A 24,524-nucleotide genomic window follows, 5' to 3' on the forward strand; every position below is an offset into this window, starting at 1 on the left:
TCCTGGATGACGGCTTCTCGGGTGCAGTCCCCCGGGGCCATCCCGTGGGTCGTCGACCGGCTCGGGTCGCGCGCGTGCACCACGCACGCCGCCCCCGCCGGACCACGCACCACGGCAGAGGGAAGCCATGCTCCGCGTCTCGTCCCGCACCCGGAAGGTCGTCGCAGCCGTCACGGCAGCGGCGGTCCTGGCGCTCGCCGGCCTCACCGGCCTCGCCGCGATGCAGCCCGCGCGCGCCGCGTCGTCCGACCTGCCCTTCATCGTGACCAACAGCTCGGGCCGGGACGAGGAGACGTTCCTCTACGTCATGGCCCGCAGCCAGGCGACCGGCGAGCAGGGCTACGTCGACGCGTCGGGCGACTGGCACGCGTTCGACCTGCCGGCGGCGGTGGCGAACGGCGAGGAGAACCCGACGGCGCCCGACGTGTCGATCCCCGGGCCGCCGAACGCGTCGACCGTGCAGCTGCCGCTGCCCGCGAACCTCACGGGCGGGCGCATCTACGTCTCGTTCGGCGAGCGCCTCACGTTCCAGCTCTCCCCCGGCGGCCTCGTGGAGCCGGCCGCGTGGAACAGCGACGACCCGAACCACGACGTGCTGTTCGACTGGGCCGAGTTCGCCCGCAACGGCACCGCGATCAACATCAACACGACGATGGTCGACATGTTCAGCGTGCCGATCTCCATCACGGTGCGGGCGATGGCGGCACCGCCGCCGCCCGGCCCGGTCGACAACGCGGTCCCGGTCGACCCCAGCCAGCCGCCGCCGGACACCACGCCGGTGCCGGTCACCCGCACCGAGGGCGTGCTGGTCAAGGACGGCCGGCGCCAGGTCTTCGACGCGGTCAGCGCCCTCGGCGGGGACTGGGCGGAGCTCGTCGACGTGCGCGAGTCCGACGGCCTCCCCCTGCGTGTGCTCGCCCCGATCCACGGGATCGACAGCGAGGCGCCGTTCTTCGACGCCGCGTTCTTCGACGCCTACGTCGACGGCGTCTTCCAGTACTACGGCCGCCGGGCCCTCACCGTCGACACGGCGCTCGGGGTCTTCACCGGGAAGGTCGTGGACGGGGCCTTCACGTTCCGCGGCGACGGCGGGCGGGTCGTCGGCACCATCGCGCGACCGACGACCGCCGAGATCTTCGGGTGCCACGGCGCGCTGCAGCCGACCGGGCAGCCCGACCAGGACGCGATCCTCGCGGTCGGTGCCCGCATCTGCGCCGGGTTCCACCGCGGGACCCTCTCGACGCCGGACCGCCCGGGCTCGGACCGCCAGGCGACGTTCGACGCCCAGGCGTTCTACCAGCACGAGTCGTCGGACTTGTACTCGAAGGTCATGCACGACCACGCGACGAACGGCCGCGCGTACGGGTTCGCGTTCGACGACGTCGCCGAGTTCAACCCGAGCATCGACGAGCCGACGCCCACGTCGGTCACGATGACGCTCCAGCCGTTCGGCTCGTCGGTCGCGACCGGCCCCGTCGCGGGCGGGGAGCCGGCGCCCGCGCCGCCGAGCCCCGGCGGCGAGGCCCCGGTGGGCGCGATCCAGGCCGAGGCCCGCACCGCGCAGCGCGGCACGACGCTCTCCCCGACCTCCGACTCGGGCGGCGGGAAGCACGTCGGTCACGTCGGCGACGGTGACTGGCTGCGCTTCGAGGACGTGAACTTCGGGCGCAACGGGCTGGACACGCTCCGTGCGCGCGTCGCGTCGGGCGCGACGACGTCGGTCGGCGGCGTCGTCGAGGTGCGGCTCGACAGCCGGACGAGCACCCCGGTCGGCGCGTTCGCGGTCGGGCGCACGGGTGGCTGGCAGTCGTGGCGGACCGTCGCCGCGGCGATCACGCCGACCACGGGCACGCACGACGTCTACCTGACGTTCGCGACCGGCTCGGGCCAGGACTTCGTCGACGTCAACTGGTTCGCGTTCGGCTGACGGACCGGGGTCGGCCTTCGGGCATCGGACCACGGGCACCGGTCGCCGACGTCGCCGCCGACGCGGTCACCGAGGCGTCCCGTCAGACCCGCCCGAGCGCACCGTCCAGCGCCGTGAGGAACTCCTCCCGGCCCTCGCGCCGCACGCTGTGCCCGACGCCGGGGACCGCCACGTGCGTGAGCCGGTCGCCGAGCGCCTCGCGCGCGCGCTCGACCTGGGCCGACCCGACGAGCGCCCCCTGACCGACGTCACCGGTCACGAGGGTCACCGGCACGCGGACCTCCGCGAGCACCTCGACCCACGCCCGGCCGTTCCAGTCGTGCGCGACGTGCACGAGCCGCTGGTCGAGCTGCGCCTTCGAGCGGGCCCACGGGCCGTGCTCGTCGTCGGCGAACGCCTGCTGCGTCGCCCGGGAGCGGGCCTCGAGCGTCTCGGCGTCGACGCCCGCGAAGGACAGCAGGAACGGCGCGAGGAACGGCGGCACCCCGTCGGGCGTCGCGACCCCGCCGGCGTCCCACGCGGGGTCCTCGAGCACGAGGCCCGCGACGAGGCCGGGCTCGGCGAGCGTGAGCTCGGTCGCGACCAGCCCGCCCATCGAGTGCCCGACGACGAGGGCGGGGCCGTCGACGACGTGCCGCAGGACGGCAGCGGCGTCGGCCGCGAGCGACGCGATCGTGAACGGGCCCTCGCCGAGCGGGGTCCTGCCGTGGCCGCGGGCGTCGACCCCGACGACGAGGCGGTCCGCGGCGAGCAGGCGCGCGACGGGGTCCCAGGTCTCCGCGGAGTCGGTCACGCCGTGGAGCAGCAGCACGGGCGGCGCGTCGCCGGACTGCCCCCACACGGTGTAGCCGACGGGACGCCCGTCGACGCCGAGCGTGCGCTCGCTGCGGTGCACGACGGTCCGGTCGGCCTCGTCCGCCGCGGTGCCGAGGTCGCCGGCGCGCGCGTCGAGCGTCATCGCGCGGTCCCGTCGACGGCGTGCTCCTCGATCGCGGCGAGCTCGTCGTCGGTCAGCGCGGGAGCGTCGAGCGCGGCGACGTTGTTCTCGAGCTGCGCGACGCTCGACGCCCCGATGAGCGCCGAGGTGACCCGCTCGTCGCGCAGGACCCACGCGAGCGCGAGCTGCGCGAGGCTCTGACCGCGTGCGGACGCGATCTCGTTCAGCGCCCGCGCGCGTGCGAGGTACGTCTCGCTGATGCGCTCGGGCTGCAGGAACCGGCTCTGCGCGGCACGCGAGTCGCCGGGGACCTCCCCGGAGAGGTAGCGGTCGGTCAGCAGGCCCTGCGCGAGCGGGGAGAACACGATCATGCCGATGCCGAGGTCGCCGACCGCGTCGAGCAGCGTCTCGTCCTGGCCGTCGCCGACCTGCTCGACGTGCCGGTTGAACATCGAGTAGCTCGGCTGGTGGATCAGCAGCGGCGTCCCGAGCTCGGCGAGCACGCGCTGGGCCTCGCGCGTCTGCGCCGGGGAGTAGTTCGAGATGCCCGCGTAGAGCGCCTTGCCGCTCGTCACGGCGGTGTGCAGCGCGCCCATCGTCTCCTCGACCGGGACGCTCGGGTCGGGGCGGTGCGAGTAGAAGACGTCGACGTAGTCGACCCCGAGCCGGCGCAGCGACTGGTCGAGCGACGCGAGCAGGTACTTGCGCGAGCCGCCGTCGCCGTAGGGGCCGGGCCACATGTCGTAGCCGGCCTTGGAGGAGATGACGAGCTCGTCGCGGTACGGCCGCAGGTCGCTCGCGAGCACGCGCCCGAAGTTCTCCTCGGCCGAGCCGTACGGCGGGCCGTAGTTGTTGGCGAGGTCGAAGTGCGTGATGCCGAGGTCGAACGCGCGGCGCAGGATCGCGCGCTGGGTGTCCCCCGACGTCGTCCCGCCGAAGTTGTGCCACAGGCCGAGCGACAGCGCCGGGAGCGCGAGCCCGCTGCGACCCGCCCGGCGGTAGGTCATCGCCTCGTAGCGGTTCTCGGCGGCGGTGAAGGGGCGGTGGGGCTCGGTCGGCATCGCTGGCGTCCTCTCGCAGGGTCGGTCGCGACCAGCCTAGGCGGCGTTCGCCGTCACCCGGATCGGGGCTTGACCCGGTCGGCCGAGGTCACGATATGGTCACGGCTTCGTCGGGGGGGCGGACGACGCCAGGAGACGCACAGCATGCCCACGACCCGCCGCAGGACCGTCACGATCGCCCTCGTCGCCCTCGCGGCGCTGTGCGCGGGGTGCAAGGCCGGACCCGTGGAGGCCCGCCCGGCGGGCTCCACGCCGACCACCGTGGCCCCCTCCCCGGACGCGAGCACCACGCCGTCCCCGGGTCCGACGGCCACGGCCGCTCCCACGCCGAGCGCCTCCGCCACGCCGTCGGTGAGCCCCTCGCCGTCACCGACCGCCCCCGCGGCCGCAGCCCCCACGAGCGCGCCGACGCCCACCGCCACGTCGGCGGCCCCACCCGTCGCGGCCCCCGCCGGGCTCGGCGGGATCGTCGTCGACTACCAGCTCGGCGGCGCGTACGCCCTGCCCGCCGGCGTCGGCGGCGTCGTGCGCGACAGCACGTCGGAGCCCGCGCCCGGCGCGTACTCGATCTGCTACGTCAACGGCTTCCAGACCCAGCCCGACGAGCGCTCCACGTGGCTGCGCGACCACCCCGACCTCGTGCTGCGCGACGCCGCCGGCCGCGTGGTCGCCGACCCGGGCTGGCCTGACGAGGCGCTGCTCGACACGTCGACCGACGACAAGCGGGCCCAGCTCGCGGAGGTGATCGGGGTGGCCCTGCAGCGGTGCGCCGACGCGGGCTTCGACGCCGTCGAGCTCGACAACCTCGACTCGTACACGCGGTCCGGCGGGCTGCTCACGGCCGACGACGCGCTCGCGACCGCCGCCCGGTACGTCGCCGTCGCGCACGGCCTCGGGCTCGCCGTCGGGCAGAAGAACGCCGCGGACCTGACCCGCCGCGGGCACGACGAGGTCGGCTTCGACTTCGCGGTCGCGGAGGAGTGCCACCGCTGGGACGAGTGCGGGGCCTACACCGACGTGTACGGCGACCAGGTGATCGACGTCGAGTACGTCGACGAGCTGCGCGGCACGTTCGCCGAGGTGTGCGCCGACCCGCAGACGCCCTTCTCGACGGTCCTGCGCGACCACGACCTGACGACCCCGGCGTCACGCGCGCACGTCTTCGAGGCCTGCCCGCGCGGCTGAGCACCGTGCGCCGGGGTGGGAGGATCGCCGGGTGCTGCACGTCGTCTTCTTCGAGCCCCGCATCCCCGGCAACACCGGCAGCACCATCCGGCTGGTCTCCGCGACCGGTGCGACGCTGCACCTCGTGGAGCCCCTCGGCTTCGACCTGAGCGAGCCCAAGCTGCGCCGCGCCGGCCTCGACTACCACGACCTCGCGCACGTCGTCGTGCACCCGACGCTCGACGTGTGCCTCGACGCGCTGCCGGGCTCGCGGGTGTTCGCGTTCACGACCCAGGCGACGACCGGCTACACCGAGGTCGACTACCGCGAGGACGACGTCCTGCTGTTCGGCCCCGAGCCGACCGGGCTGCCCGACGAGGTCCTGGCGCACCCGCGCGTGACCGACCGGCTGCGCATCCCGATGCTCGCGGGACGCCGGTCGCTCAACCTCTCGACGTCCGCCGCGGTCGCGTCGTACGAGGCGTGGCGCCAGCTCGGGTTCGCCGGCGGGGTGTGACGCCTCCGCCGGTCACCGGCCGTCCGTGAGGCGGTCCCGGAGCCGGTCGGTCAGCCCGCGCATGTCGTCGAGCAGCGCGCCGATCCGGTCGAGGTCCTCGACGGTGAGCCGGTCGAGCAGCGCCGCGCCCTCCTCGACGAGCGGGCGGTAGACCTCCCACGTGACGGCCTGCCCGGCGTCGGTCATGCGCACGTGCACCTGCCGGCGGTCGAGCTCGGACCGCACGCGCTCGACGAGCCCCTTGCGCTCGAGCCGGTCGATGAGCGCGGTCGTCGCGGCGGGGCGCAGGCCGGTCGCCGCGGCGAGCTCGCCGGCCGTCTTGGGCCCGTCGACGAGCCAGTCGAGGCACCGCAGGTCGGCCGGTCCGACGCCCAGGTGCCGCGCCGCGGCGTCGTCGAACGCCTGCACGCTGCGCTGGTAGCGCTGGAGCGCGGCGCCCACGGACGCCACGGCCTCTTGACGCGACCCGCTCATCTGCCTAACCTTTCGATTATCGAATCTTCCGAATCTCGTAGGGAAAGGGTACCGCCATGCGCGCAGTCGTCGTGGGAGGCGGGGTCGCCGGACCGGCCGTCGGTCTCGCGCTCCACCGCGCCGGGATCGAGGCCGTCGTGCTCGAGCGGCGGACCGTCGTCGACCCGGACGAGGGCTCGTACCTCACCCTCGGGCCGAACGGCCTCGACGCGCTCACGACGCTCGGCGTGCGCGACGCCGTCGAGGCCGCCGGGTTCCCGACGCGGCGCAACGTCCTCCAGGGCTCGACGGGGCGGCCCCTCGGCGCGCTCTCGCTCACCGGCACCCTGCCGGGCGGCGCCGCGCTGACCCTCAAGCGGTCGCGGCTCGCCGCCACGCTCACCACGCACGCGGCGCGCGCCGGGGTCGACGTGCGTCTCGGCGCCCACGTCGGCCGGGTCTGCCCCGGCGCCGTGACCCTCGACGACGGCACCACCGTGCGCGGCGACGTCGTGATCGGGGCCGACGGCGTGCACTCGCGCGTGCGGCGCGCGATCGACCCCGCAGCGCCCGCCGGCCGCTACGTCGGCCTCACGAACTTCGGCGGGATCACGCGGGGCACGCCGCTCGCCGGCACGCTCCCGCCCGAGGCGTGGCTCCTCGTCTTCGGCAGCCGGGCGTTCTTCGGTGCCCACCCCACGCCCGACGGCGACGTCGTCTGGTTCGTCAACGTCCCGCGCACGCCGACCAGCCCCGACGAGCGGGCGGGGACGAGCGAGGTGCAGTGGCGCGACCACCTCCACGAGCTCCTGCGCGACGACCCGGGGCCGGCCGCGGAGCTCGTCGCCGCCGGCCGGCTCGAGCTCGCCGGGGACAACACGTTCGACCTCCCGCACGTGCCGACCTGGTCACGCGACGGCATGGTCGTCGTCGGCGACGCCGCGCACGCGCCCTCGCCCAGCTCCGGGCAGGGCGCCTCGATCGCGCTCGAGGACGCGGTCGTGCTCGGTCAGGCGCTGCGCGACGCACCCGACGTGACCACCGCGCTCGCGACCTACGAGCGCCTGCGCCGCCCGCGCGTCGAGCGCGTCGTCGCCGCCGGGGCACGCAGCGGCAGCGCGAAGATCGCGGGGCCGCTCGGCCGGCGCGTGCAGGACCTCGTGATGCCGCTCGTGTTCCGGCACGTCGTGACCGACCGGAGCACCGCCTGGATGTACGACCACCGGATTGACTGGGACGCGCGGGTCGCGTGAGCCGGCGGCGTCCGCCGGCCTACTGCGCCAGCCTGCGCAGCGCGTGCCGCAGCTGGCCGGGCGTCATCGGGTCGGTCGAGAGCGCGCTGTGCAGCACGAGCCCCTCGACGAGCGCGTCGAGCTCGCGCGCGGTGACCGGGTCGAAGTGCCGCTCGAGCGCGCGACGGCTGCGCACCATCCACTCCTGGGTCACCGCGCGCAGCACCGGGCGGCGCGCGGCGACGACGTAGAGCTCGATCGAGAGCACCAGGCCGCGCCCGGGGCCGAGCAGGTCGCGGGCGAGGTGGTCCGCGAGCGCGTCGAGGGCCGCGTCCGCGTCCGGCGCGGCGTCGAGCCGCCGTTCGAGCGCGCCCGCCACGTCATCCGCGTGCCGCCGGAACGCTGCGGCGAGCAGCTCGTCGATCGACGCGAAGTGGTACGTCGTCGAGCCGAGCGGGACGTCGGCGGCCTGCGCGACCGCGCGGTGCGTCGTGCCGGCGACCCCGTGCTCCGCGAGCACGTCGAGGGCCACGGCGACGAGCCGGTCGCGGCGGCCGGGGTCGTGCCGGCGCGCGCGGCGGGGCGCGGGGGGCACGGAGGCCTCGCTCACGCGGCGCCCGTCGGGCCCGTCGCGTGCCCGTCGGCGTCGTCCCCGATCGTGCGGACGACCCGCGCCGGGTTGCCGACCGCGACGACGTTCGCCGGGAGGTCCCGCGTCACGACCGAGCCGGCGCCCACCACGGTGTTCTCCCCGATGGTCACGCCGGGCAGCACGACGACGCCGCCCCCGAGCCAGACGTTGTCCCCGATCGCGATGGGCTTCGCGGCCTCCCACTTGTCGCGCCGCGGCCCGGGCTCGACGGGGTGCGTGGGCGTGAGGAGCTGGACGTTGGGGCCCATCTGCACGTCGTCGCCGATCGTGATCGTCGCGACGTCCAGCGCGACGAGGCCGTAGTTGGCGAAGCAGCGCGCTCCGACGTGGATCTGCGAGCCGTAGTCCACGAGGAACGGCGGACGGATCTCGGTGCCCTCGCCGACCGAGCCGAGCAGCTGCTCGAGGAGGGACCGGCGCAGCGGCCCCTGCCGGACGGTCGTCGCGTTGTACGCCGCCGCGAGGTCGAGGGCGGCGGCGTTCGCCTCGGCGAGCTCGGGGTCGTCGGCGAGGTACAGGTCGCCCGCGAGCATGCGCTCGCGCATCGTGCGGGTGTCGTCCGTGCCCTGCGTCGTCTCTGCGCTCATGTGGACGAGCGTACGCATCGTTGCGTACGCCTGTCCACAACGCCTCACGGTTGCGTGTCGGTGGTCGGCGCGACGATGAGCCATGGCCACGCACACGCACCGCATCCACCACTCGATCGACTATGTCGAGCTCCCCGCGACCGACCTGACGGCGGCGCGCGCGTTCTACGGGGCGGCGTTCGGCTGGCAGTTCACCGCGTACGGCGACGGCTACGCGGGCATCCGCACGGCGGCCGAGGACGGCTCCGACGAGGCGGGCGGGATCACCCTCGCCGAGGCGTCGGCCGTCACGCGCGGCGGCCCGTTCGTCCTGCTGTACTCCGCGGACCTCGACGCGACGCTCGACGCCGTCACGCGCGCCGGTGGCACGGTCGTCGAGGGCCCCTACGCGTTCCCCGGCGGGCGGCGGTTCCACTTCCTCGACCCGTCCGGCAACGAGCTCGGCGTCTGGTCGGAGTCCTAGGCGCCGGGCGGCGGGACGCGCCGGTCGGCCTACGGGATCCAGACCGCGAGGTCGACCTCGTTGCCCTCGGGGTCGGCGAGCGTCCACCACGCCGGCGCGTGGGCGTCGCTGACGACGGTCCCACCGGCGGCCACCGCGGCCTCGATGCGCGCCTCGACCTGGTCGACGGGCAGGTACACGTCCACGTGCAGCCGGTTGCGCCCCGGTCGCGGGGCGTCCATGGGCTGGAACCACACCGACGGCCCGCGGCGCAGCGGGTCGACGAGGTCCTCGTCGCCGAGCTCGTCGTAGCCGAGCACCGCGCGCCAGAAGGGCCGCACCTGCGCGGTGCCGAGCGCGTCGACCGCGAGCTGGACGTGCTGCACGGCGGACGGGTCGGCGTGCGCGTCGAGCGCCCGCGCCGCGGCGGAGATCGTCCGGGCGAGGTCGAGGTCCCGGGTGCGGAAGCCCTCGGGCCCGTCGCCGCGGAGCCGCACGGTCACGCCCTCGGGCCGCAGGTCGACGTCCGGGTGACGGTTCGCGGTCGTCGCGGCCGCGCTGATCGCCTGGACGAGCGCGGCCCCGACGGAGAACGACGCCGTGCGGAAGTGCGCGCACGCCCACGCCCCGCCCCACACGACGCGCCAGTCACCGAGCCCCTGCGCCTCCGCGACCTGGCGAGGACTGATCCGTTCGGTCATGCCCCCACGCTAGCGATCTCGCCCGCGCGACAGGCCCCACGCCTGACGCGCCCCTCCCCTGGACACACCGCCGGGCCGGGTGCACCGTGGAGGTCTCGGCGAAGGAGCCACCCGTGGACGCAACCCTGACGTTGGCCGTCGACGACCCGCTCGCGCGCGAGGCCGCCGACGCGATCCGCACCGGCGACGTCGAGCGCCTGCGAGGGCTGCTCGACGCGAACCCCGGCCTCGCCGCCGCCCGGATCACGCGCGACGACGCCCAGCCGGACGCCACCGTCGAGGACCTGCCGACGTGCACGCTGCTGCACGTCGCGACCGACCACCCCGGTCACCTCCTGGCCGTCGGGCGCACGATCGAGGTGCTCGTCGCCGCAGGAGCCGACCCCGACGCGCCGTTCACCGGCCCGCACGCGGAGACCGCGCTGCACTGGGCCGCGAGCAACGACGACGTCGAGGCCGTCGAGGCGCTCGTCCGCGCCGGGGCGGACCTCGAGGCACCGGGAGCCGTCATCGGCGACGGGTCGGGCACCCCGCTCGCGGACGCCGTCGCGTTCGGGCAGTGGCGCGCCGCCGAGCACCTGTTCCACGCGGGCGCGACCCCCAACCTCTGGCAGGCGGCCGGCCTCGGGATCGCCGACCGGGTCGAGGCGCTGCTCGACGCCGAGCCGGCGCCCGACGTCGACGACCTGACGACGGCGCTGTGGTGCGCCGCGCACGGCGGGCAGCGGGCGTGCGTCGACCTCCTGCTCGCTCGAGGGGCGGACCCGACCTGGATCGGCTTCGATGGCCTCACTGCCGCCGGCGCCGCGCGCCGGGCCGGTCACGGCGAGCTCGCCGACGCGCTCACCCCCTGAGCCGGCGCCGCCGACCGGACGGCAGCGGACGCACGCCCAGGTTCGACCGTCGAAGGAGAGCCCGATGAGCACGCCGCACGAGACCGACCCCACGCACCCCCGCCACGTCGACCCCGAGCGGCCGGTCTCGACCGACGTCCCCGCCGGGTCGGCGAGCCACGCCGAGCACCTCGACGACCGCCCCGCCGACGACCGCACCGCGGTGCTCGACCCCACCGGCCACGACCACCCCGACCACCGCGCGCCCGTGGCCGACCCCGCCGACGTCCCCGAGCCCGAGCCGGTCACCGTCTCCGCGCGCGACCTCGGGGTCGACCGGCAGAGCGTCGTCGCGCGCGAGAAGGAGGAGTTCGGCGGGATCAAGATCGGCTCGGCGTTCTTCGGCTGGCTCACCGCGACGGGGACGGCGGTGCTGCTGACCGCGCTCGTCGCGGGGGCCGGGACCGCGGTGGGCGTCGCGACGAACACCGACGTGAGCGAGGCCGCGGACCAGGCGGCCAGCGAGATCGGCACGGTCGGCGCTGCGGGGAGCATCGCGCTGCTGGTCGTCCTGTTCGTCGCGTACTACTGCGGCGGGTACGTCGCGGGCCGCATGGCGCGGTTCAACGGCGCCAAGCAGGGCCTCGCGGTCTGGTTGTGGGCCGTCGTCATCGCCGTGGTCGTCGCGATCCTCACGGCGATCGCCGGCGAGCAGTTCAACGTGCTCGCGCGCCTGGACAGCTTCCCGCGCATCCCGCTCAACGAGGGCGACCTCACGACGGGCGGCATCGTCGTGATCCTGCTCGTGGCCGTCGCGAGCCTCGCCGGGGCCGTGGTCGGCGGGCTCGCCGGGATGCGGTTCCACCGCCGCGTCGACCGCGCGGGCCTGGGTCGCTGACCGGGGCCACCTGACGCGGGGCACCGCCCTGCGCACCCTTCGACGCCGGCCGGCGCACGCCTTCTGTGCACCGGCCGGCGTCGTCGTGCCGGACGGCGTCCTCGCAGCGCATCGGGCACGATGCTCGGCATGGCCACTGGCACGTTCACCACCCGCCCGGAGCTGCTCGGCACGCACGGCATGGTCGCCTCGACGCACTGGCTCGCGAGCGCCGTCGGGATGTCGGTCCTGGAGGCCGGCGGCAACGCGTTCGACGCCGCGGCCGCCGCGGGGTTCACGCTCAGCGTCGTCGAGCCGCACCTCAACGGCCCGGGGGGCGACGCCCCGCTGATGGGGCACCGCGCGGCCGACGGGCACACGTTCGTGATCTGCGGCCAGGGCACCGCCCCGGCGGCCGCGACCGTCGAGCACTACACCGGCCTCGGGCTCGACCTCGTGCCGGGCACCGGGCACCTCGCAGCCGTCGTGCCCGGGGCGTTCGGGGCGTGGCTCGACCTGCTCGCGCGGTACGGCACCCTGCCGCTCGCGGACGTCCTGGGCCCGGCGATCGGCTACGCGCGCCACGGCTACCCGCTGATCCCGCAGGCCGTCGCGACGATCACGAGCGTGGCCGGGATGTTCGCGGAGCACTGGCCGACGTCGGCCGCGGTGTACCTGCCCCACGGTGCCCCGCCCGAGGCGGGGGCCCGTTTCACGAACCCCGAGCTCGCCGACACGTTCGAGCGGCTGCTCGCCGAGGCCGCGGCGGCAGGGCCGGACCGCGAGGCGCAGATCGAGGCCGCCCGGCGCTCGTTCTACGAGGGCTTCGTCGCCGAGCGCATCGACGCGTACGTGCAGGGCACGGCGGTCATGGACTCCTCGGGCCGCGCGCACACGGGCGTGCTGGGCGGCGACGACCTCGCGGGGTGGCGCGCGACCGAGGAGGCGAGCGTCGCGGTGACGTTCGGCGGCCACGAGGTGCACAAGACCGGGGCATGGGGGCAGGGTCCGGTGCTGCTCCAGCAGCTCGCGGTGCTCGACGCGCTCGGCGTCGGCGAGCTCGGTGAGGGCCCCGAGCTCGTGCACGCGGTGACCGAGGTCGCCAAGCTCGCGTTCGCCGACCGCGAGGCCTGGTACGGCGACGCGCCCGACGCCGACGTCCCGCTCGACGCGCTGCTCTCGCGGGAGTACGCGGAGCAGCGGGCGGCGCTCGTCGGGCGCGACGCGTCGGACGGGCTGCACCCCGGGTCGCCCGACGGCCGGGACCCGCGCCTGCCCGCGTTCCTGTCGGCGGGCGCGGACGGTGCCGACCCTGGCTCGGGGACGCCCTCGTCGGCCGGCGCCCGCGCGCTCGGCACCGAGCCCGTCGCGGGCATCGGCGAGCCGACCGTGCGCCCCGACGGCCTGACGCGCGGCGACACGTGCCACGTCGACGTCGTCGACCGCTGGGGCAACCTCGTCTCCGCGACGCCGAGCGGCGGCTGGCTGCAGAGCTCCCCGGTCGTCCCCGGCCTCGGCTTCGCGCTGCCGACCCGCGCGCAGATGTTCTGGCTCGAGCCGGGCCTGCCGAACTCGCTCGTGCCGGGCCGCCGGCCGCGCACCACCCTCAGCCCCGGCCTCGTGCTGCGTGACGGCGCCCCGTACCTCGCGTTCGGCACGCCCGGCGGCGACCAGCAGGACCAGTGGCCGGTGCCGTTCCTGGTCCGCCACCTGCTGCACGGGCGCAACCTCCAGGAGGCGATCGACGCACCGACGTGGCACTCGACGCACGTGCCGTCGTCGTTCTACCCGCGGGAGCAGGTGCCCCGCGGGCTCGTCGCCGAGTCGCGCCTGGGCGTCGGCACGCTCGCGGACCTCGCCCGGCGCGGCCACGCGGTGCAGGACGCCGGGCCGTGGTCCCTCGGGCGGCTCAGCGCCACCGGCGTGCGGGCCGACGGGATGCTCCGGGCCGCTGCCAACCCGCGCGGGATGCAGGGGTACGCCGTCGGGCGGTAAGCCCGTGACGTGCAGCGGACCGCGTGGGTACGGTCCGCTGGTGACGCCCCCCACCAGCGACGACGCACCTCCGCCGCGCGTGCGCGTCGAGACCTTCGTGCGCGTCGACGGTGAGTTCCGCCCCGTCGGGGAGCTCACGCGCTACGACGGGAGCTGCACGTACGTCCCGGGTGCGATCGTCCTCGCGGTCGACGAGTTCGAGCTGCTGTCCCTCGACCTGTGGGACGACGTCGACTGGCTCTGGCCGTTCGTCATCCAGGCGCTCGACGAGTGCCGGCGCACCGGCTCGGGCCGCACGATGTTCCCGGACCAGCCGATCACGTTCTCCGCCGAGACGATGCCGCGCCGGCCGGGGTACCTGCTCGTCTCGGTGACGAGCTCGACGTCCCGACGCCGAGTCGTCGCACCGGCCGACGAGCTGTACGCGGCCGTCGCCCGCGCCGGGCAGGCGTGGTTCGACCAGTTCGGCTGGTTCTGCGCGGTCCAGGCGCCCCGGGAGGAGTCGATCCTCGCCGGCTGGCTGGCGACGTAGCGGGCGCGCGGGCGGGTCGAGGCGACGGCGCTCCCGCCTCCCCCTGTGCGCCCGACGCGCCTCAGAGCTGCTCGCGCGCGTCCATGAGCGCGAAGCCCAGCAGGTTCAGCCCGAGCCAGCGTGACGGCCGCTCCGCGTCGGGGTCGCCCGCGGCGCGCCCGATTCCCCAGACCCGGTCGACGGGGCTCGCCTCGACGAGGACCTGGTCACCGGTGCGACGCAGGACGCCGGCGAGGTCGGGGTACTCGCGGAACTTGGCGAGCGTCCCCGCGAGCACGATGCCGTACCGCTCGCGCGCCCACGTGTCGTCGTCGAACCCGCGCACCGCCGCACCCGCCGCCTTGGCCGCTCCCGGGCTCGGGGCGTCGAGCACGGCCCGCAGGCCGGCGTCGTCCCCGAACAGGCGCGCCTTTCCGGCCATCATCCAGTGCTCCGCGGTCGGGTAGGTCACGCCGTCGACGGTGAACGGCGCGGGCCACCACTGGCTGAAGCAGCCGCGGCCGGTGCTGCCGTCCTTCTCGGGCCGGTGCGACCAGAACAGCACGACCTTGACCCGCTCCCCCGCGGCGTCCGCGGCGCGCAGCGCGGCCAGGCGCTCCTCGGGGCTCGGCGGCGCGGGGGCCGGTCCCGGGGGCGCGCCGGCCGCCCGGGCGCGGGAGTCGCGGCGCGGGTCGTCCGACCGTCCGGGTACCTGGTGCACCGCTGCATCCTGCCGCACCGACGGGCGCGCTCGCGTTGCCCTCGCCCGCGCACGCTGCCTAGGGTCGGTGCGGGCGACGTGCCCGGCGACGGCGCCGGGCCGGATCGGAGACGCACCGCATGACCCTCGCACCCACCACGACCGGCACGGCCGACGCGCTCCTGGCGAGCCCGGGCCGCAGGCGGCTCGATATCGGTTTCCACCACCGTCGCGCGTGCACGGCGCGCACCCGGTGAGCGCCTCGACGACCGGCCCCGCCGCGCCGGCCCCGCCCGTGCACCCCGCCTGGCTGCCCGACGCCGCGCTCGCCCCGCTCGGCGCCGGGCACGTGCTGCTGCTGACCGGGGAGGACGAGTCGGCCACCGACCCCGTCCTGCCGACCGTGGAGGCCGAGCTGCGCCGCGCGACGGCGGCGCACGGCGGGAGGCTCTCGCTGCGGCACGGCGGCGACCCGGGCGCAGATGTGCGGCTCGTGCTCGCGACGACCGCCGCTGCACCGCCGCCACCGCCGACCGGCGCCGCGGACGCCACCCCCGACGACCGGCCCTGGCCGGCGCTCGTCCGGCGCGTGCTCGACGACCCCGGCGACCTGCCCCCCGAGTCGTTCCGCCTCGTGCGCGACGCCGGCGTGACGGTCGTCGTCGCGTCGTCGGGCCCGGGGCTGCTCCACGGGCTGCACCACGTCGTCCGCGAGGCCGCGGCCCACCCGGGGCGCACGGACCGCGCCCCGGCCGACGAGGTCCACGCCCCGGCCCAGGCGGTCCGCATGCTCGACCACTGGGACAACGTCGACGTGCACGACGTGATGGGCCAGGTCGAGCGCGGGTACGCCGGCGGGTCGATCTTCTACGACCGGGGCGCGCTGCGGACGGACCTGAGCCGCGCGGAGGAGTACGCGCGGCTGCTCGGCTCGATCGGGATCAACCGCGTCGGGCTCAACAACGTCAACGTGCACGCGCGCGAGGCCCGGCTGCTCACCGACGGGCTGCCCGACGTCGCGCGTCTCGCGGCGGTCTTCCGGCCGCACGGCATCCGGGTGCACCTCTCGGTGTCCTTCGCGGCGCCGATGACGGTCGGCGGGCTGCCCACGGCGGACCCCCTCGACGAGGACGTCCGGCGCTGGTGGGCCGAGGCGACCGCCGCGGTGTACCGGGCCGTCCCCGACTTCGGCGGGTACGTCGTCAAGGCCGACTCCGAGGGGCAGCCCGGACCGTTCGCGTACGGGCGCGACCACGCGGACGGCGCGAACCTCCTGGCGCGGGCCCTCGCACCGTTCGGCGGGACGGTGTTCTGGCGCGCGTTCGTGTACGACCACCACCAGGACTGGCGCGACCGCTCGACCGACCGGGCCCGCGCGGCGTACGACCACTTCGCGCCGCTCGACGGCCGGTTCGACGAGAACGTCGTGCTGCAGGTCAAGCACGGGCCCCTCGACTTCCAGACGCGTGAGGCCGTCTCGCCCGTGGTCGCCGCGATGCCGCGGACCCGGCTCGCCGTCGAGCTGCAGGTCACGCAGGAGTACACCGGCCAGCAGCGGCACGCGTGCTACCTCGCGCCGTGGTGGCGCGAGATCCTCGACTTCCGGCCGTGGGGCGAGGGCGCGACGGTGGCCGACGTCGCGATCGGGAACGGTCCCGGCGGGCGGCCGGGTGCGCTCGTCGCCGTCTCGAACGTGGGCGACGACCCGTTCTGGACCGGGCACCCGCTCGCGCAGGCGAACCTCTACGCGTTCGGACGCCTCGCGTGGGACCCGACGCTCACGCCGGAGACTGTCCTCGACGAGTGGGCCGGGCTCACGTTCGGCCCGGACCCCGAGGTGCGCGCCGGGCTGCACGCCGTCCTCGACGACTCGTGGCTCACGTACGAGGGCTACACCGCGCCGCTCGGCGTGGGGTTCATGGTGCAGCCCGGGCACCACTACGGCCCCGCCGTCGACGGGTACGAGTACTCGCCGTGGGGCACCTACCACTTCGCCGACCGCGACGGGATCGGCGTCGACCGCACCCGCGCGACGGGCACCGGGTACACCGGGCAGTACCCGGCGCCGTGGCGCGACGTGTACGAGGACCTCGCGACGTGCCCCGACGAGCTGCTGCTGTTCTTCCACCACGTCCCGTACGGCCATGTGCTGCACAGCGGCAGCACGGTGATCCAGCACGTGTACGACACGCACTTCGCCGGCGTCGCCCGCGTCGAGGAGCTGGTCGCGACGTGGGCGTCCCTCGCAGGACGCGTGCCGGGCGACGTCCACGCGCGCGTGACCGAGCTCCTCGACGAGCAGCTGCGCAGCGCCCGGGAGTGGCGCGACCAGCTCACCACCTACTTCTTCCGGAAGTCCGGCGTGCCCGACGCGCGGGGTCGCCGGATCTACTGACGACGGACTGCTCACCCCGGCGCGCTCGTCTCGTCAGACAGCTCCGCCGGGCCGTACCGTGGTCGTGCGCGCGGGTGGGACGCAGCCGCGCGAGGCCCTCGGGGGCGCAGGCAGGCGGGGGACCATGCCACAGGACCGACGGCTCGTGCAGGCGGTGGCGCGGCTGTCCGCGGCCGCCACGCTCGACGCGGACCCCGGCGACATGCTGCGGGAGCTGTGCGTCGCCGCCGCTCGCGCGATCCCCGTCGACAGCGTCGGCGTGATGGAGGTCGAGGCCCGCGACGGGCGCCGGGAGACCGTCCGGTTCGTCGCCGTCGAGGGGCGCGTCGCGCCCGCCGAGGCGGTGCAGGAGGCGCTGCAGCTCGGCCCGTGCCACGACGCGGTCATGACGCAGGACGTGGTCGTCGTCGAGGACCTCGGCCGCATGCACGACGCCTGGGGTCCCTTCGTCACGACCGCGCTGGCGGTCGAGGTCCAGGCGGTCGTCGCCGTGCCGCTCCTCAGCCGCGGGATGGTCTGGGGCACGCTCGACATGTACCGGCGCGTGGCGGGGCCCTGGGACGAGCGCGAGATCGAGGCGGCCCGGCTGCTCGCCGACGTCGCCGTGTCCTACCTCGTGATGGCCCACGACCGCGACGAGGCCCGCGCGGCGCGGCGGGAGATCGAGCACCGCGCGCTGCACGACCAGCTCACCGACCTGCCCAACCGGAGCCTGCTGTTCGACCGCATGTCCCACGCCGTCGCCGTGGCGCAGCGCACCGGCAAGGCCCTCGCGGTCGCGTTCCTCGACCTCGACGGGTTCAAGGGCGTGAACGACAGCCTCGGCCACGCCGGCGGAGACGTCGTCCTCGTCGAGGTCGCCCGGCGGCTCGTCGCCACCGCTCGCACGGCCGACACCCTGGCGCGCCTGGCCGGCGACGAGTTCGTGCTGCTGTGCGAGGACGTCCCGCCCGAGCCCGAGCCGCGCGCGCGTGCCGTCCGGGCGCTCACCGAGCGGCTCGCGCGGGCGTTCGGTGAGCCGATGAGCGTTGCGGGCACGGCGCTGCCGGTGACCGCGAGCATCGGCGTCGTCGTCATCCGGCCCCGCGCGGGGGCGTCACCCGACGAGCTGCTCCACGCCGCCGACTCGGCGATGTACGAGGCGAAGGCGCACGGCCCGGGCGCGGTCGTGGTGCACGACCGGGTCGACACCCTGTCGGCGTGAGGCCCCGCCAGGTCACGCCTCGGTGACGAACCGCTCCTCGACGTCCGCGACCACCGGGCCCGCGTTGCGCAGGAGCAGCCCCACGAGCACCGACGCGAGCAGCGCGAGCACCCAGTCGGACGCGAACAGCACGATCCCGGTCGCGAGCACCCCGAGCGACGCGGCACCGAGAGTCACCCCAGGTCGCCGCGCGAGGAAGTACCCGGCGAGGCGCGCGGCGTCCCGCGTGCGGAACGAGAACAGCGAGACGAGCACGAGCATGTGCGCGCACCACAGCACGAGCCCGAGGCTCAGGACGCCCAGGAGCGGCGCGAGCACCGGCCCGCCGGGGACGGAGCCGAGGTGCGTGAGGTTGGTCGCGAGCACGGCCATCACCACCAGGAACGGGACCCAGAACCGCAGCACGTCGAGCCAGTTCAGCCGGTACCCGCGCCAGAAGTGCCCCGCGGGGCGCAGGTCCGGGTCCCGGCGGTAGGCGCGCAGCGCGAACAGGGCCGCGGAGAGCGACGGACCGAGCGGCACGAGCGCGAACGCGACGAGCGGGACGTTGCTCGCGTCGCGGGCCAGGAGGGGCAGGACGAGCAGCCCCGGGGCCGCGGTCAGCACGAGCAGGGCCTCCACGACGAGGTACCAGTACGCCGTCGCGGAGGCCCGCGCGAGCACGCCCGTGCCGATCTCGCCGGGCTGCTCACGGGCCGTCACCTGAGTCATCCTCGCTCCTGCGCGGCCGCGGCGCCGGGCGCGGCGCTCGCACCGCCGCGTGAGCCCGGCCCGGTGGCGTCGCTGGGCACCGCGCCGAGCAGGCGCCGGTCGTCGACCCAGGGCGGCGTCTCGTCGCGCACCGGCAGCACCTCGACGAGCGCGACGCCGTGCCGGCCGAGCGCGACGTCGAGGTCGGCCCGCCCGTCGCGGACGGTCACGGACCGGTGGTCGAGGGCGGGCTCCGCGCAGTCGTGCAGCAGCCCGAGCTGGCGCTCGGTCGGGTTCGCGGGCCGCCCGAGCTCGCGCCACGCCGCCCAGGCGTTGCCGCGCTCGGCGTCGACGGAGCGCTGCATCGCGAACGCCGTGGCGCCGTCGGGCACTCCCCCGAGCGGCACCGACAGCCGCACGACGTGCCCGGGCCCGTCCCCGCCGTCGTCCGCCTCCGTACCGCCCACCGGCTGCCACGCCAGCACCGTGACGCGCCCGTCGTCGTCCCGGCACACGAGGTGGTCCTCGCCGCGCGCGAGGACGTGCGTGCCCATGCGGGCCAGGAACGCGTAGAGGTGGAACGTCGGCTTGCGGACCTGCCGGTGCGTCAGCAGCCCGAACCCGCCGTGGAAGAGCGCCGTCGGGATGTTCTCCTCCTCGAACACGTCGCTGAACGTCCAGTAGGAGAAGGAGTCGGCGTGCTCGCCGCCGGCCGCGAGCACCGGCGCGAGGTAGGCCGCGTTGTAGGCGGTGTCGTGGACCGGGTTGTCGGGCCGGTAGGAGGTGTTGAACTCGGTGATGTGGACGGGGAGGTCCGCGAGCGCGGTGCCCGCGAGGTGCCGGCGGGGTGCGGCGAACTGGTCGAGCAGCGCCTGCGGGTGGGTGAGCGTCTGGTAGGTCCCGAAGGGCACGTGCTGCGCCGGCCCGGAGCTGTAGGCGTGCCGGCTCACGAAGTCGACGGGCACGTCGCGCGCGGTCACGAAGTCGGCGAACGGCGCCCACCACTCGTCCGACCCCGGGGAGATCGCCGGCCCGCCGACCTGCAGCGACGCGTCGACGTCCTTCACGGCCCGGGCCGTGACCTCGTACAGCCGGAGGTACTCGGCCTGGTCGGCGCCCTGCCAGAAGACCGTGAGGTTCGGCTCGTTCCACACCTCGACCGGCCAGGTGCGCACCTCCTCGATCCCGTACCGGTCCACGAGGTGCCGCAGCGTCGCGCGCACGAGCGCGGCCCACTCCTCGTAGGACCGCGGCGGGGTCACGTTGCCCTTCCACCAGAACACCGTCTGGTCGCCCGACGCGAGGCCCGACGGCATGAACCCGAGCTCGAGGAACGGGCGGATGCCGAGCCGCAGCCACGCGTCGACGACCTGGTCGAGGTACGTGAACGCGTGCCGCACGTGCCGGACGCCGTCGACCTCGTACGGCCGGTGCAACCCGAGGTCGTCGCTGAGCAGCCCGTGCCCGCGCACGTGCCGGAACCCGATCTCGCGCTGCACGAGCGCGAGCGACTCCTGGTGGTCCTGGCGCAGGGCGAGGTTGAGCCGGCCGGTCCCCACGCACGCGCGCCAGGCGTCGCCGAGCGGTCCGAGGGGCTCGTGGGGGACGGTGACGCGCGCGGTGCTCACGGGGTCTCCTTCGGGGTGGACATGCCACCGTCCGGTCGCGGGCGAGGGGGGCGCGCGACCGGACGGCGGCGTTCGGGGTCCCGGCGGCTCAGCGTGCGCCGCACCCGCCGGGGTGGTGCGAGGTCAGCCGTTCTCCTCCGCGAAACGCTGGTGCGCGCCGTTGACCGCGTCCATGAACGGCCCGAGGTTCATGCCCTCGAGCTCGGTGACGTACGCGTCCCACTCGCTCAGCGGGCGGTCACCGAGGATGAACTGCAGCGTGTTCGCCTCGACGAAGTCGGTCAGGGCCGTCTGGTAGAGGCTGACCTGCTCGCGCTCGATCTCGTCGAGCGGGTACGGCGGGGCGACCGGGACGGCCTCCTTGGTGGCCATCTCCTCCTGCCAGGCGAGCTCCTCCTCGTCGAGCATCGAGTAGACGAGGTCGGTCGTGGAGCCCTGCGCGAGCAGGAACACGCCGTTGTTGAAGCCGTAGTCGACGTTCAGCTGCGTCGGCGCGCCCGGGTTGAGGCCGAGGTACGTGATGTCGCTCGCGAGGGTGCGGGTGCCGTCGTCGGCCTTCTCGTACGTCTCCCCCTCGACGCCCCACTTCGCGAACTCGAGGCCCTCGTCGGAGTAGTACAGCCAGTCGATGAGCTGCAGGGTCGCGACGAACGTCTCCTCGTCGGCCACGCTCGAGGAGAGCATGATGCCGCTCTCGAGGCGGGTCCCCGCGGTGAGGTCACCGGCAGGGCCGGACGGGACGCGGATCTTCTCGAACTGCGCGCCGGTGTTGCCCTGCTCGGCGAACGTCGCGCGGTGGCGCAGCATCTCCTGGCGGTTCGTGCTCATCGCGAACGACTGGCCCGAGATGAGCTTCTGCTCGGCCGCGGCGTCCTCCTGCGTGAGGCTCTCGGGGTCCATCAGCCCGTCCTCGACGAGGCCGTGGAAGTACTCGACCATGTCGCGGTACTCGTCGGTCGCACCGGCGTAGACGAACTCCTCGGCGTCGGCGTCCCACTGCACGCCCGAGCTGTAGCCCCAGCCGCCGATCGTCCCGAAGCCCGGCGCCGCGACGTTGAGCAGCGAGCCGAGCGACGTCGGGTTGCTCCAGCGGTCCGAGAACGGGTACCCCGCCGGGTTCGCGGCCTTGACCTTCGCGAACGACTCCGCGAGGTCCTCCCACGTCTCGGGCTCGGTCTCGGCACCGGCGGCCTCGAACACGTCGGTGCGGATGCCGATCGTGTAGTCCGGGCGCGGTGCCTCGAGCAGGCCGGGCAGCAGGTAGTACTTGCCGTCCTCCTGGCGGAGCTGGTCGAGGTACGGCTCGAGCTCCCACTCCTCGATCTTCGCCTGGAAGTTCGGCATGAGGTCGACGTAGTCGCTCACCGGGAGGATCGCGCCCGAGGCCACGAACGGCGCCTCCTGGCCGGGATAGGTCACGGGGATGATCGACGGCGCGTCGCCCGCACCGATGAGCAGGCTGCGGCGCTGCTCCCAGTCGCTCAGCGGCGCCAGGACCGTCTCGAACGAGACCTTGTTCTTCTCCTCGAGCTCCGTGAAGAAGAGCCAGTCCTCCTGGATGGGGTAGTTCGGGTGGTCGCGGTAGAGCAACGAGAGCTCGATGGGCTCGGTCGCGACGAACGTGTCGCCGACCCCGAAGTCGTCCATCGCGCCGACCCGCTTGCCGTCGAGCGCCGCCGAGTCGGCGGTCGTGCCCTCGTCGCCCTCGTCGTCCCCGCCGCTCGAGCAGGCACCGAGGCCGAGGGCGAGCACGCCCACGGTCAGCCCGGTGATCAGGCGCGTGCGCCTCGTGGTCATCGTCGTTCCTTCCGTCGTCGGCCGCCGTTGGCCGTGCGGGGTGGGGTTCCCGTTCAGGGACGCGTCACTGCTTGACCGCGCCGAGCATCACGCCCGACACGAAGTACTTCTGGACGAACGGGTACAGCAGGACGATGGGCAGCACGGTGAGCACCATCGTCACGGACTGGATGTTCGACGCGATCTGCGTGACGTTCTCGGACGAGCCGCCGCCCACGGACGTCGCGGTCGTCGCACCCGCGATGAGGTTCCGGAGGTACATGGTCACGGGGAACATCTCGGCGCGGTCGAGGTAGAGGAACGCGGAGAACCACGAGTTCCAGAAGAAGACCGCGTAGAACAGCACCATCGTGGCGATGACCGCCTTGCTCAGCGGGAGCACGATGCGCAGGAGCGTCCCGTACGTGCTGAGCCCGTCGATCGCGGCGGCCTCCTCGAGCTCCGTCGGGAGGTTCTCGAAGAACGACTTCATGACGAGCAGGTTGAACACGGAGATCGCGTTCGGGACGACGATCGCCCAGATCGTGTTCGTGAAGCCGAGGGCGTTGATGAGCACGTAGTTCGGGATCAGGCCGCCGTTGAAGAACATGGTGAACACCGCGATGCCGATGAGCACGTTCCGCCCGCGCAGCGCGCGCTTGGAGATCGCGTAGGCGAACGTCGTGGTCAGCACGATCGAGATCGCGGTCGCGACGACGGTGTACACGACGGTGTTCCGGTAGTTGACCCAGAACAGGCGGTCGGACATCACGAGCTGGTAGGTCTCGAGGTTGAAGCCCCGGGGGACGACGTTGACCTGGCCGGCGTTGATGTACGCCTCGCCGCTGAAGGACTGCGCGACGATGTTCACGAACGGGTACAGCATCACGACCATCACCAGCACGAGCAGCGTCGCGTTGGCGACCCGGAACGCACGGTAGGAGCGGCTGTCCTTGAGGCCGGTCGGGTGCGGGGCCTTCTCGAGGCGCCGCGCGAGGGCGGTCGGGTCGGTGGTCACCACAGGCTCGTCCCCACGGTGCGGCGCGAGATCGCGTTGGCGGACAGGATGAGCGTGAGCCCGATGAGCGACTCGAACAGGCCGATCGCGGTCGCGTAGCTGAAGTTGCTCGACGAGATGCCGACGCGGAACAGGTACGTCGAGATGACGTCGGCCGTCGAGTACACGAGGGGGTTGTAGAGCAGCAGGATCTTCTCGAAGCCGACTGCCATGAACGTGCCGATGTTGAGGATCAGCAGCGTGACCATCGTCGGGCGGATGCCGGGCAGCGTGACGTGCCACGTCTGCTTCCAGCGGTTCGCGCCGTCGATGCGCGCGGCCTCGTAGAGGTTCTGGTCGACGGTCGTGAGCGCGGCGAGGTAGAGGATCGTCCCCCAGCCGACGGTCTGCCAGACCTCCGAGCCGATGTACACCGTCCGGAACCACTCCGCCTCCTGCACGAAGTTCACCGGGGAGCCGCCGACGAGCTCGATGAGCTGGTTGACGGTGCCCCGCAGCGAGAGCAGCTGGAACACCATGCCGACGACGATCACGACCGACATGAAGTGCGGCAGGTAGGAGACGGTCTGCACGAGCCGCTTGAACCTCGGGGACCGCAGCTCGTTGAGCAGGAGCGCGAGGACGATGGGCAGCGGGAACGCGATCGCGAGGCTCAGCGCGCCGAGGACCAGCGTGTTCTGGAAGACCTTCCAGAACGTCGGGTCGTTGATGAAGAGCTCGACGTACCGCAGGCCGACCCACTCGTCGCCGAAGATGCTGCTCCCGGGGCGGAACCGGCGGAACGCGATGACGTTGCCGAGCATCGGCACGTACCGGAACACGAGGAAGAACAGCAGCGGGAGCACGACGAGCGAGTAGAGCTGCCAGTCGCGGCGCAGGGCCCGGCGCCAGCCGCGTCGGGACGGTCGGGTGCCGCGTGCGGCCGGAGGCCCGGCGACGGTCGCGAGGGCGGCCGCCGAGCCGGCACTGCCCGCACCGGCGAGCGGGCCTGACGAGCCGCCCGCCGAGCCGGTGACGACAGGGTCGTGGACGGTCACCTCACGGCCCCCTCTCGCCAGGACAACGCTATCCCGGCATCGAAACTATCGACGTCGGTGTCGATACGTGGACCCTAGGCGACGGGTGAAGTCGGGTCAAGGCTGGGCCTTCCGAGGGCAGTCCTGCCGCACGCCACGCACCCTTTCACCCGCGCGAGTGATAGCGCGCACACTGCCGTGACCTGCA

23 protein-coding genes are annotated in these 24,524 nt (G+C 74.4%); 11 read left to right on the forward strand and 12 right to left on the reverse strand.

The genetic code is table 11. The annotated features are described in order from the left end of the window. Positions 1–127 precede the first annotated feature (127 nt). Entirely contained in the window at positions 128–1,927 is a 1,800-nt protein-coding gene (locus AB6N24_RS02595) for a beta-1,3-glucanase family protein (RefSeq protein ID WP_412867873.1), read from the forward strand. An 82-nt stretch (positions 1,928–2,009) separates the two neighbouring features. Here the strand turns inward: AB6N24_RS02595 and AB6N24_RS02600 are convergent, their stop codons facing one another. Then, positions 2,010–2,885, reverse strand: a complete 876-nt coding sequence (locus tag AB6N24_RS02600; RefSeq protein WP_412867874.1) for an alpha/beta fold hydrolase — start codon at positions 2,883–2,885, stop codon at positions 2,010–2,012. Beyond that, entirely contained in the window at positions 2,882–3,925 is a 1,044-nt protein-coding gene (gene mgrA / locus AB6N24_RS02605) for an L-glyceraldehyde 3-phosphate reductase (RefSeq protein ID WP_412867875.1), read from the reverse strand. The genes AB6N24_RS02600 and mgrA overlap by 4 nt, the downstream gene beginning before the upstream one ends. A gap of 144 nt (positions 3,926–4,069) precedes the next feature. On the opposite strand from mgrA, the gene AB6N24_RS02610 reads away from it, so the two are divergent. Both AB6N24_RS02610 and AB6N24_RS02615 read left to right on the forward strand, forming a co-directional pair. Next, the gene (locus AB6N24_RS02610; RefSeq protein ID WP_412867876.1) at positions 4,070–5,110 is read left to right on the forward strand and encodes an endo alpha-1,4 polygalactosaminidase; all 1,041 of its coding nucleotides are present in this window, start codon (positions 4,070–4,072) and stop codon (positions 5,108–5,110) included. 31 nt (positions 5,111–5,141) lie between these two features. Beyond that, a complete protein-coding gene (locus AB6N24_RS02615) occupies positions 5,142–5,606 on the forward strand; it encodes a tRNA (cytidine(34)-2'-O)-methyltransferase (RefSeq protein WP_412867877.1) in 465 nt (154 codons plus the stop codon). A gap of 12 nt (positions 5,607–5,618) precedes the next feature. Here the strand turns inward: AB6N24_RS02615 and AB6N24_RS02620 are convergent, their stop codons facing one another. Then, the gene (locus AB6N24_RS02620; protein ID WP_412867878.1) at positions 5,619–6,080 is read right to left on the reverse strand and encodes a MarR family winged helix-turn-helix transcriptional regulator; all 462 of its coding nucleotides are present in this window, start codon (positions 6,078–6,080) and stop codon (positions 5,619–5,621) included. Positions 6,081–6,136: 56 nt separating this feature from the next. On the opposite strand from AB6N24_RS02620, the gene AB6N24_RS02625 reads away from it, so the two are divergent. Beyond that, the gene (locus tag AB6N24_RS02625) at positions 6,137–7,312 is read left to right on the forward strand and encodes an FAD-dependent oxidoreductase (protein WP_412867879.1); all 1,176 of its coding nucleotides are present in this window, start codon (positions 6,137–6,139) and stop codon (positions 7,310–7,312) included. 19 nt (positions 7,313–7,331) lie between these two features. Here the strand turns inward: AB6N24_RS02625 and AB6N24_RS02630 are convergent, their stop codons facing one another. Next, positions 7,332–7,886: a TetR/AcrR family transcriptional regulator gene (locus AB6N24_RS02630; protein ID WP_412867880.1), complete on the reverse strand. Its 555-nt coding sequence runs from the start codon at positions 7,884–7,886 to the stop codon at positions 7,332–7,334. A gap of 11 nt (positions 7,887–7,897) precedes the next feature. Continuing rightward, positions 7,898–8,530, reverse strand: coding sequence for a sugar O-acetyltransferase (locus AB6N24_RS02635; protein WP_412867881.1), 633 nt, complete (start codon positions 8,528–8,530; stop codon positions 7,898–7,900). Between the two features lie 82 nt (positions 8,531–8,612). On the opposite strand from AB6N24_RS02635, the gene AB6N24_RS02640 reads away from it, so the two are divergent. Further along, positions 8,613–8,993 carry a VOC family protein gene (locus AB6N24_RS02640; protein ID WP_412867882.1) on the forward strand — a complete coding sequence of 127 codons (381 nt, stop codon included), beginning with the start codon at positions 8,613–8,615 and terminating at the stop codon, positions 8,991–8,993. A 29-nt stretch (positions 8,994–9,022) separates the two neighbouring features. Here AB6N24_RS02640 and AB6N24_RS02645 read toward each other — a convergent pair whose 3' ends face one another. Beyond that, the gene (locus AB6N24_RS02645) at positions 9,023–9,673 is read right to left on the reverse strand and encodes a 4a-hydroxytetrahydrobiopterin dehydratase (RefSeq protein WP_412867883.1); all 651 of its coding nucleotides are present in this window, start codon (positions 9,671–9,673) and stop codon (positions 9,023–9,025) included. A gap of 113 nt (positions 9,674–9,786) precedes the next feature. Between AB6N24_RS02645 and AB6N24_RS02650 the strand changes: the two genes are divergently transcribed. From AB6N24_RS02650 to AB6N24_RS02665, 4 genes are all read left to right on the forward strand, one after another. Continuing rightward, the gene (locus AB6N24_RS02650; RefSeq protein ID WP_412867884.1) at positions 9,787–10,527 is read left to right on the forward strand and encodes an ankyrin repeat domain-containing protein; all 741 of its coding nucleotides are present in this window, start codon (positions 9,787–9,789) and stop codon (positions 10,525–10,527) included. 64 nt (positions 10,528–10,591) lie between these two features. Beyond that, a complete protein-coding gene (locus AB6N24_RS02655; protein ID WP_412867885.1) occupies positions 10,592–11,404 on the forward strand; it encodes a hypothetical protein in 813 nt (270 codons plus the stop codon). A gap of 120 nt (positions 11,405–11,524) precedes the next feature. Further along, a complete protein-coding gene (locus AB6N24_RS02660; RefSeq protein WP_412867886.1) occupies positions 11,525–13,378 on the forward strand; it encodes a gamma-glutamyltransferase family protein in 1,854 nt (617 codons plus the stop codon). A gap of 40 nt (positions 13,379–13,418) precedes the next feature. After that, entirely contained in the window at positions 13,419–13,910 is a 492-nt protein-coding gene (locus AB6N24_RS02665; RefSeq protein WP_412867887.1) for a hypothetical protein, read from the forward strand. Between the two features lie 61 nt (positions 13,911–13,971). Here the strand turns inward: AB6N24_RS02665 and ybiA are convergent, their stop codons facing one another. Further along, complete coding sequence (gene ybiA / locus AB6N24_RS02670; protein WP_412867888.1) at positions 13,972–14,610, reverse strand: riboflavin biosynthesis intermediates N-glycosidase; 639 nt, start codon at positions 14,608–14,610, stop codon at positions 13,972–13,974. Between the two features lie 232 nt (positions 14,611–14,842). Here ybiA and AB6N24_RS02675 point away from each other — a divergent pair, with 232 nt between their 5' ends. Together AB6N24_RS02675 and AB6N24_RS02680 are read left to right on the forward strand one after the other, a co-directional pair. Further along, positions 14,843–16,984: an alpha-glucuronidase gene (locus tag AB6N24_RS02675; RefSeq protein ID WP_412867889.1), complete on the forward strand. Its 2,142-nt coding sequence runs from the start codon at positions 14,843–14,845 to the stop codon at positions 16,982–16,984. A 124-nt stretch (positions 16,985–17,108) separates the two neighbouring features. Then, a complete protein-coding gene (locus AB6N24_RS02680; RefSeq protein WP_412867890.1) occupies positions 17,109–18,188 on the forward strand; it encodes a diguanylate cyclase domain-containing protein in 1,080 nt (359 codons plus the stop codon). Between the two features lie 12 nt (positions 18,189–18,200). Here AB6N24_RS02680 and AB6N24_RS02685 read toward each other — a convergent pair whose 3' ends face one another. The 5 genes from AB6N24_RS02685 to AB6N24_RS02705 all read right to left on the reverse strand — a co-directional run bounded on the left by AB6N24_RS02685 (position 18,201) and on the right by AB6N24_RS02705 (position 24,337). Continuing rightward, positions 18,201–18,899, reverse strand: coding sequence for a DUF624 domain-containing protein (locus AB6N24_RS02685; RefSeq protein ID WP_412867891.1), 699 nt, complete (start codon positions 18,897–18,899; stop codon positions 18,201–18,203). After that, positions 18,896–20,506 carry a GH39 family glycosyl hydrolase gene (locus tag AB6N24_RS02690; protein WP_412867892.1) on the reverse strand — a complete coding sequence of 537 codons (1,611 nt, stop codon included), beginning with the start codon at positions 20,504–20,506 and terminating at the stop codon, positions 18,896–18,898. Before AB6N24_RS02690 ends, AB6N24_RS02685 begins: the two co-directional genes overlap by 4 nt. Positions 20,507–20,629: 123 nt before the next feature. Next, the gene (locus tag AB6N24_RS02695) at positions 20,630–22,303 is read right to left on the reverse strand and encodes an ABC transporter substrate-binding protein (RefSeq protein WP_412867893.1); all 1,674 of its coding nucleotides are present in this window, start codon (positions 22,301–22,303) and stop codon (positions 20,630–20,632) included. 64 nt (positions 22,304–22,367) lie between these two features. Then, complete coding sequence (locus tag AB6N24_RS02700; RefSeq protein WP_412867894.1) at positions 22,368–23,300, reverse strand: carbohydrate ABC transporter permease; 933 nt, start codon at positions 23,298–23,300, stop codon at positions 22,368–22,370. Beyond that, a complete protein-coding gene (locus AB6N24_RS02705) occupies positions 23,297–24,337 on the reverse strand; it encodes an ABC transporter permease (protein ID WP_412867895.1) in 1,041 nt (346 codons plus the stop codon). Before AB6N24_RS02705 ends, AB6N24_RS02700 begins: the two co-directional genes overlap by 4 nt. Positions 24,338–24,524 lie beyond the last annotated feature (187 nt).

This window comes from Cellulomonas jepli (assembly GCF_047229345.1).
Lineage (GTDB): Bacteria > Actinomycetota > Actinomycetes > Actinomycetales > Cellulomonadaceae > Cellulomonas_A.

Coding starts and splice junctions, on each gene's coding strand:
- AB6N24_RS02595 (WP_412867873.1), top strand. CDS start 128: ATGCTCCGCGTCTCGTCCCGCACCCGGAAGGTCGTCGCAGCCGTCACG.
- AB6N24_RS02600 (WP_412867874.1), bottom strand. CDS start 2,885: ATGACGCTCGACGCGCGCGCCGGCGACCTCGGCACCGCGGCGGACGAG.
- mgrA (WP_412867875.1), bottom strand. CDS start 3,925: ATGCCGACCGAGCCCCACCGCCCCTTCACCGCCGCCGAGAACCGCTAC.
- AB6N24_RS02610 (WP_412867876.1), top strand. CDS start 4,070: ATGCCCACGACCCGCCGCAGGACCGTCACGATCGCCCTCGTCGCCCTC.
- AB6N24_RS02620 (WP_412867878.1), bottom strand. CDS start 6,080: ATGAGCGGGTCGCGTCAAGAGGCCGTGGCGTCCGTGGGCGCCGCGCTC.
- AB6N24_RS02625 (WP_412867879.1), top strand. CDS start 6,137: ATGCGCGCAGTCGTCGTGGGAGGCGGGGTCGCCGGACCGGCCGTCGGT.
- AB6N24_RS02635 (WP_412867881.1), bottom strand. CDS start 8,530: ATGAGCGCAGAGACGACGCAGGGCACGGACGACACCCGCACGATGCGC.
- AB6N24_RS02640 (WP_412867882.1), top strand. CDS start 8,613: ATGGCCACGCACACGCACCGCATCCACCACTCGATCGACTATGTCGAG.
- AB6N24_RS02645 (WP_412867883.1), bottom strand. CDS start 9,673: ATGACCGAACGGATCAGTCCTCGCCAGGTCGCGGAGGCGCAGGGGCTC.
- AB6N24_RS02655 (WP_412867885.1), top strand. CDS start 10,592: ATGAGCACGCCGCACGAGACCGACCCCACGCACCCCCGCCACGTCGAC.
- AB6N24_RS02660 (WP_412867886.1), top strand. CDS start 11,525: ATGCTCGGCATGGCCACTGGCACGTTCACCACCCGCCCGGAGCTGCTC.
- AB6N24_RS02680 (WP_412867890.1), top strand. CDS start 17,109: ATGCCACAGGACCGACGGCTCGTGCAGGCGGTGGCGCGGCTGTCCGCG.
- AB6N24_RS02685 (WP_412867891.1), bottom strand. CDS start 18,899: ATGACTCAGGTGACGGCCCGTGAGCAGCCCGGCGAGATCGGCACGGGC.
- AB6N24_RS02695 (WP_412867893.1), bottom strand. CDS start 22,303: ATGACCACGAGGCGCACGCGCCTGATCACCGGGCTGACCGTGGGCGTG.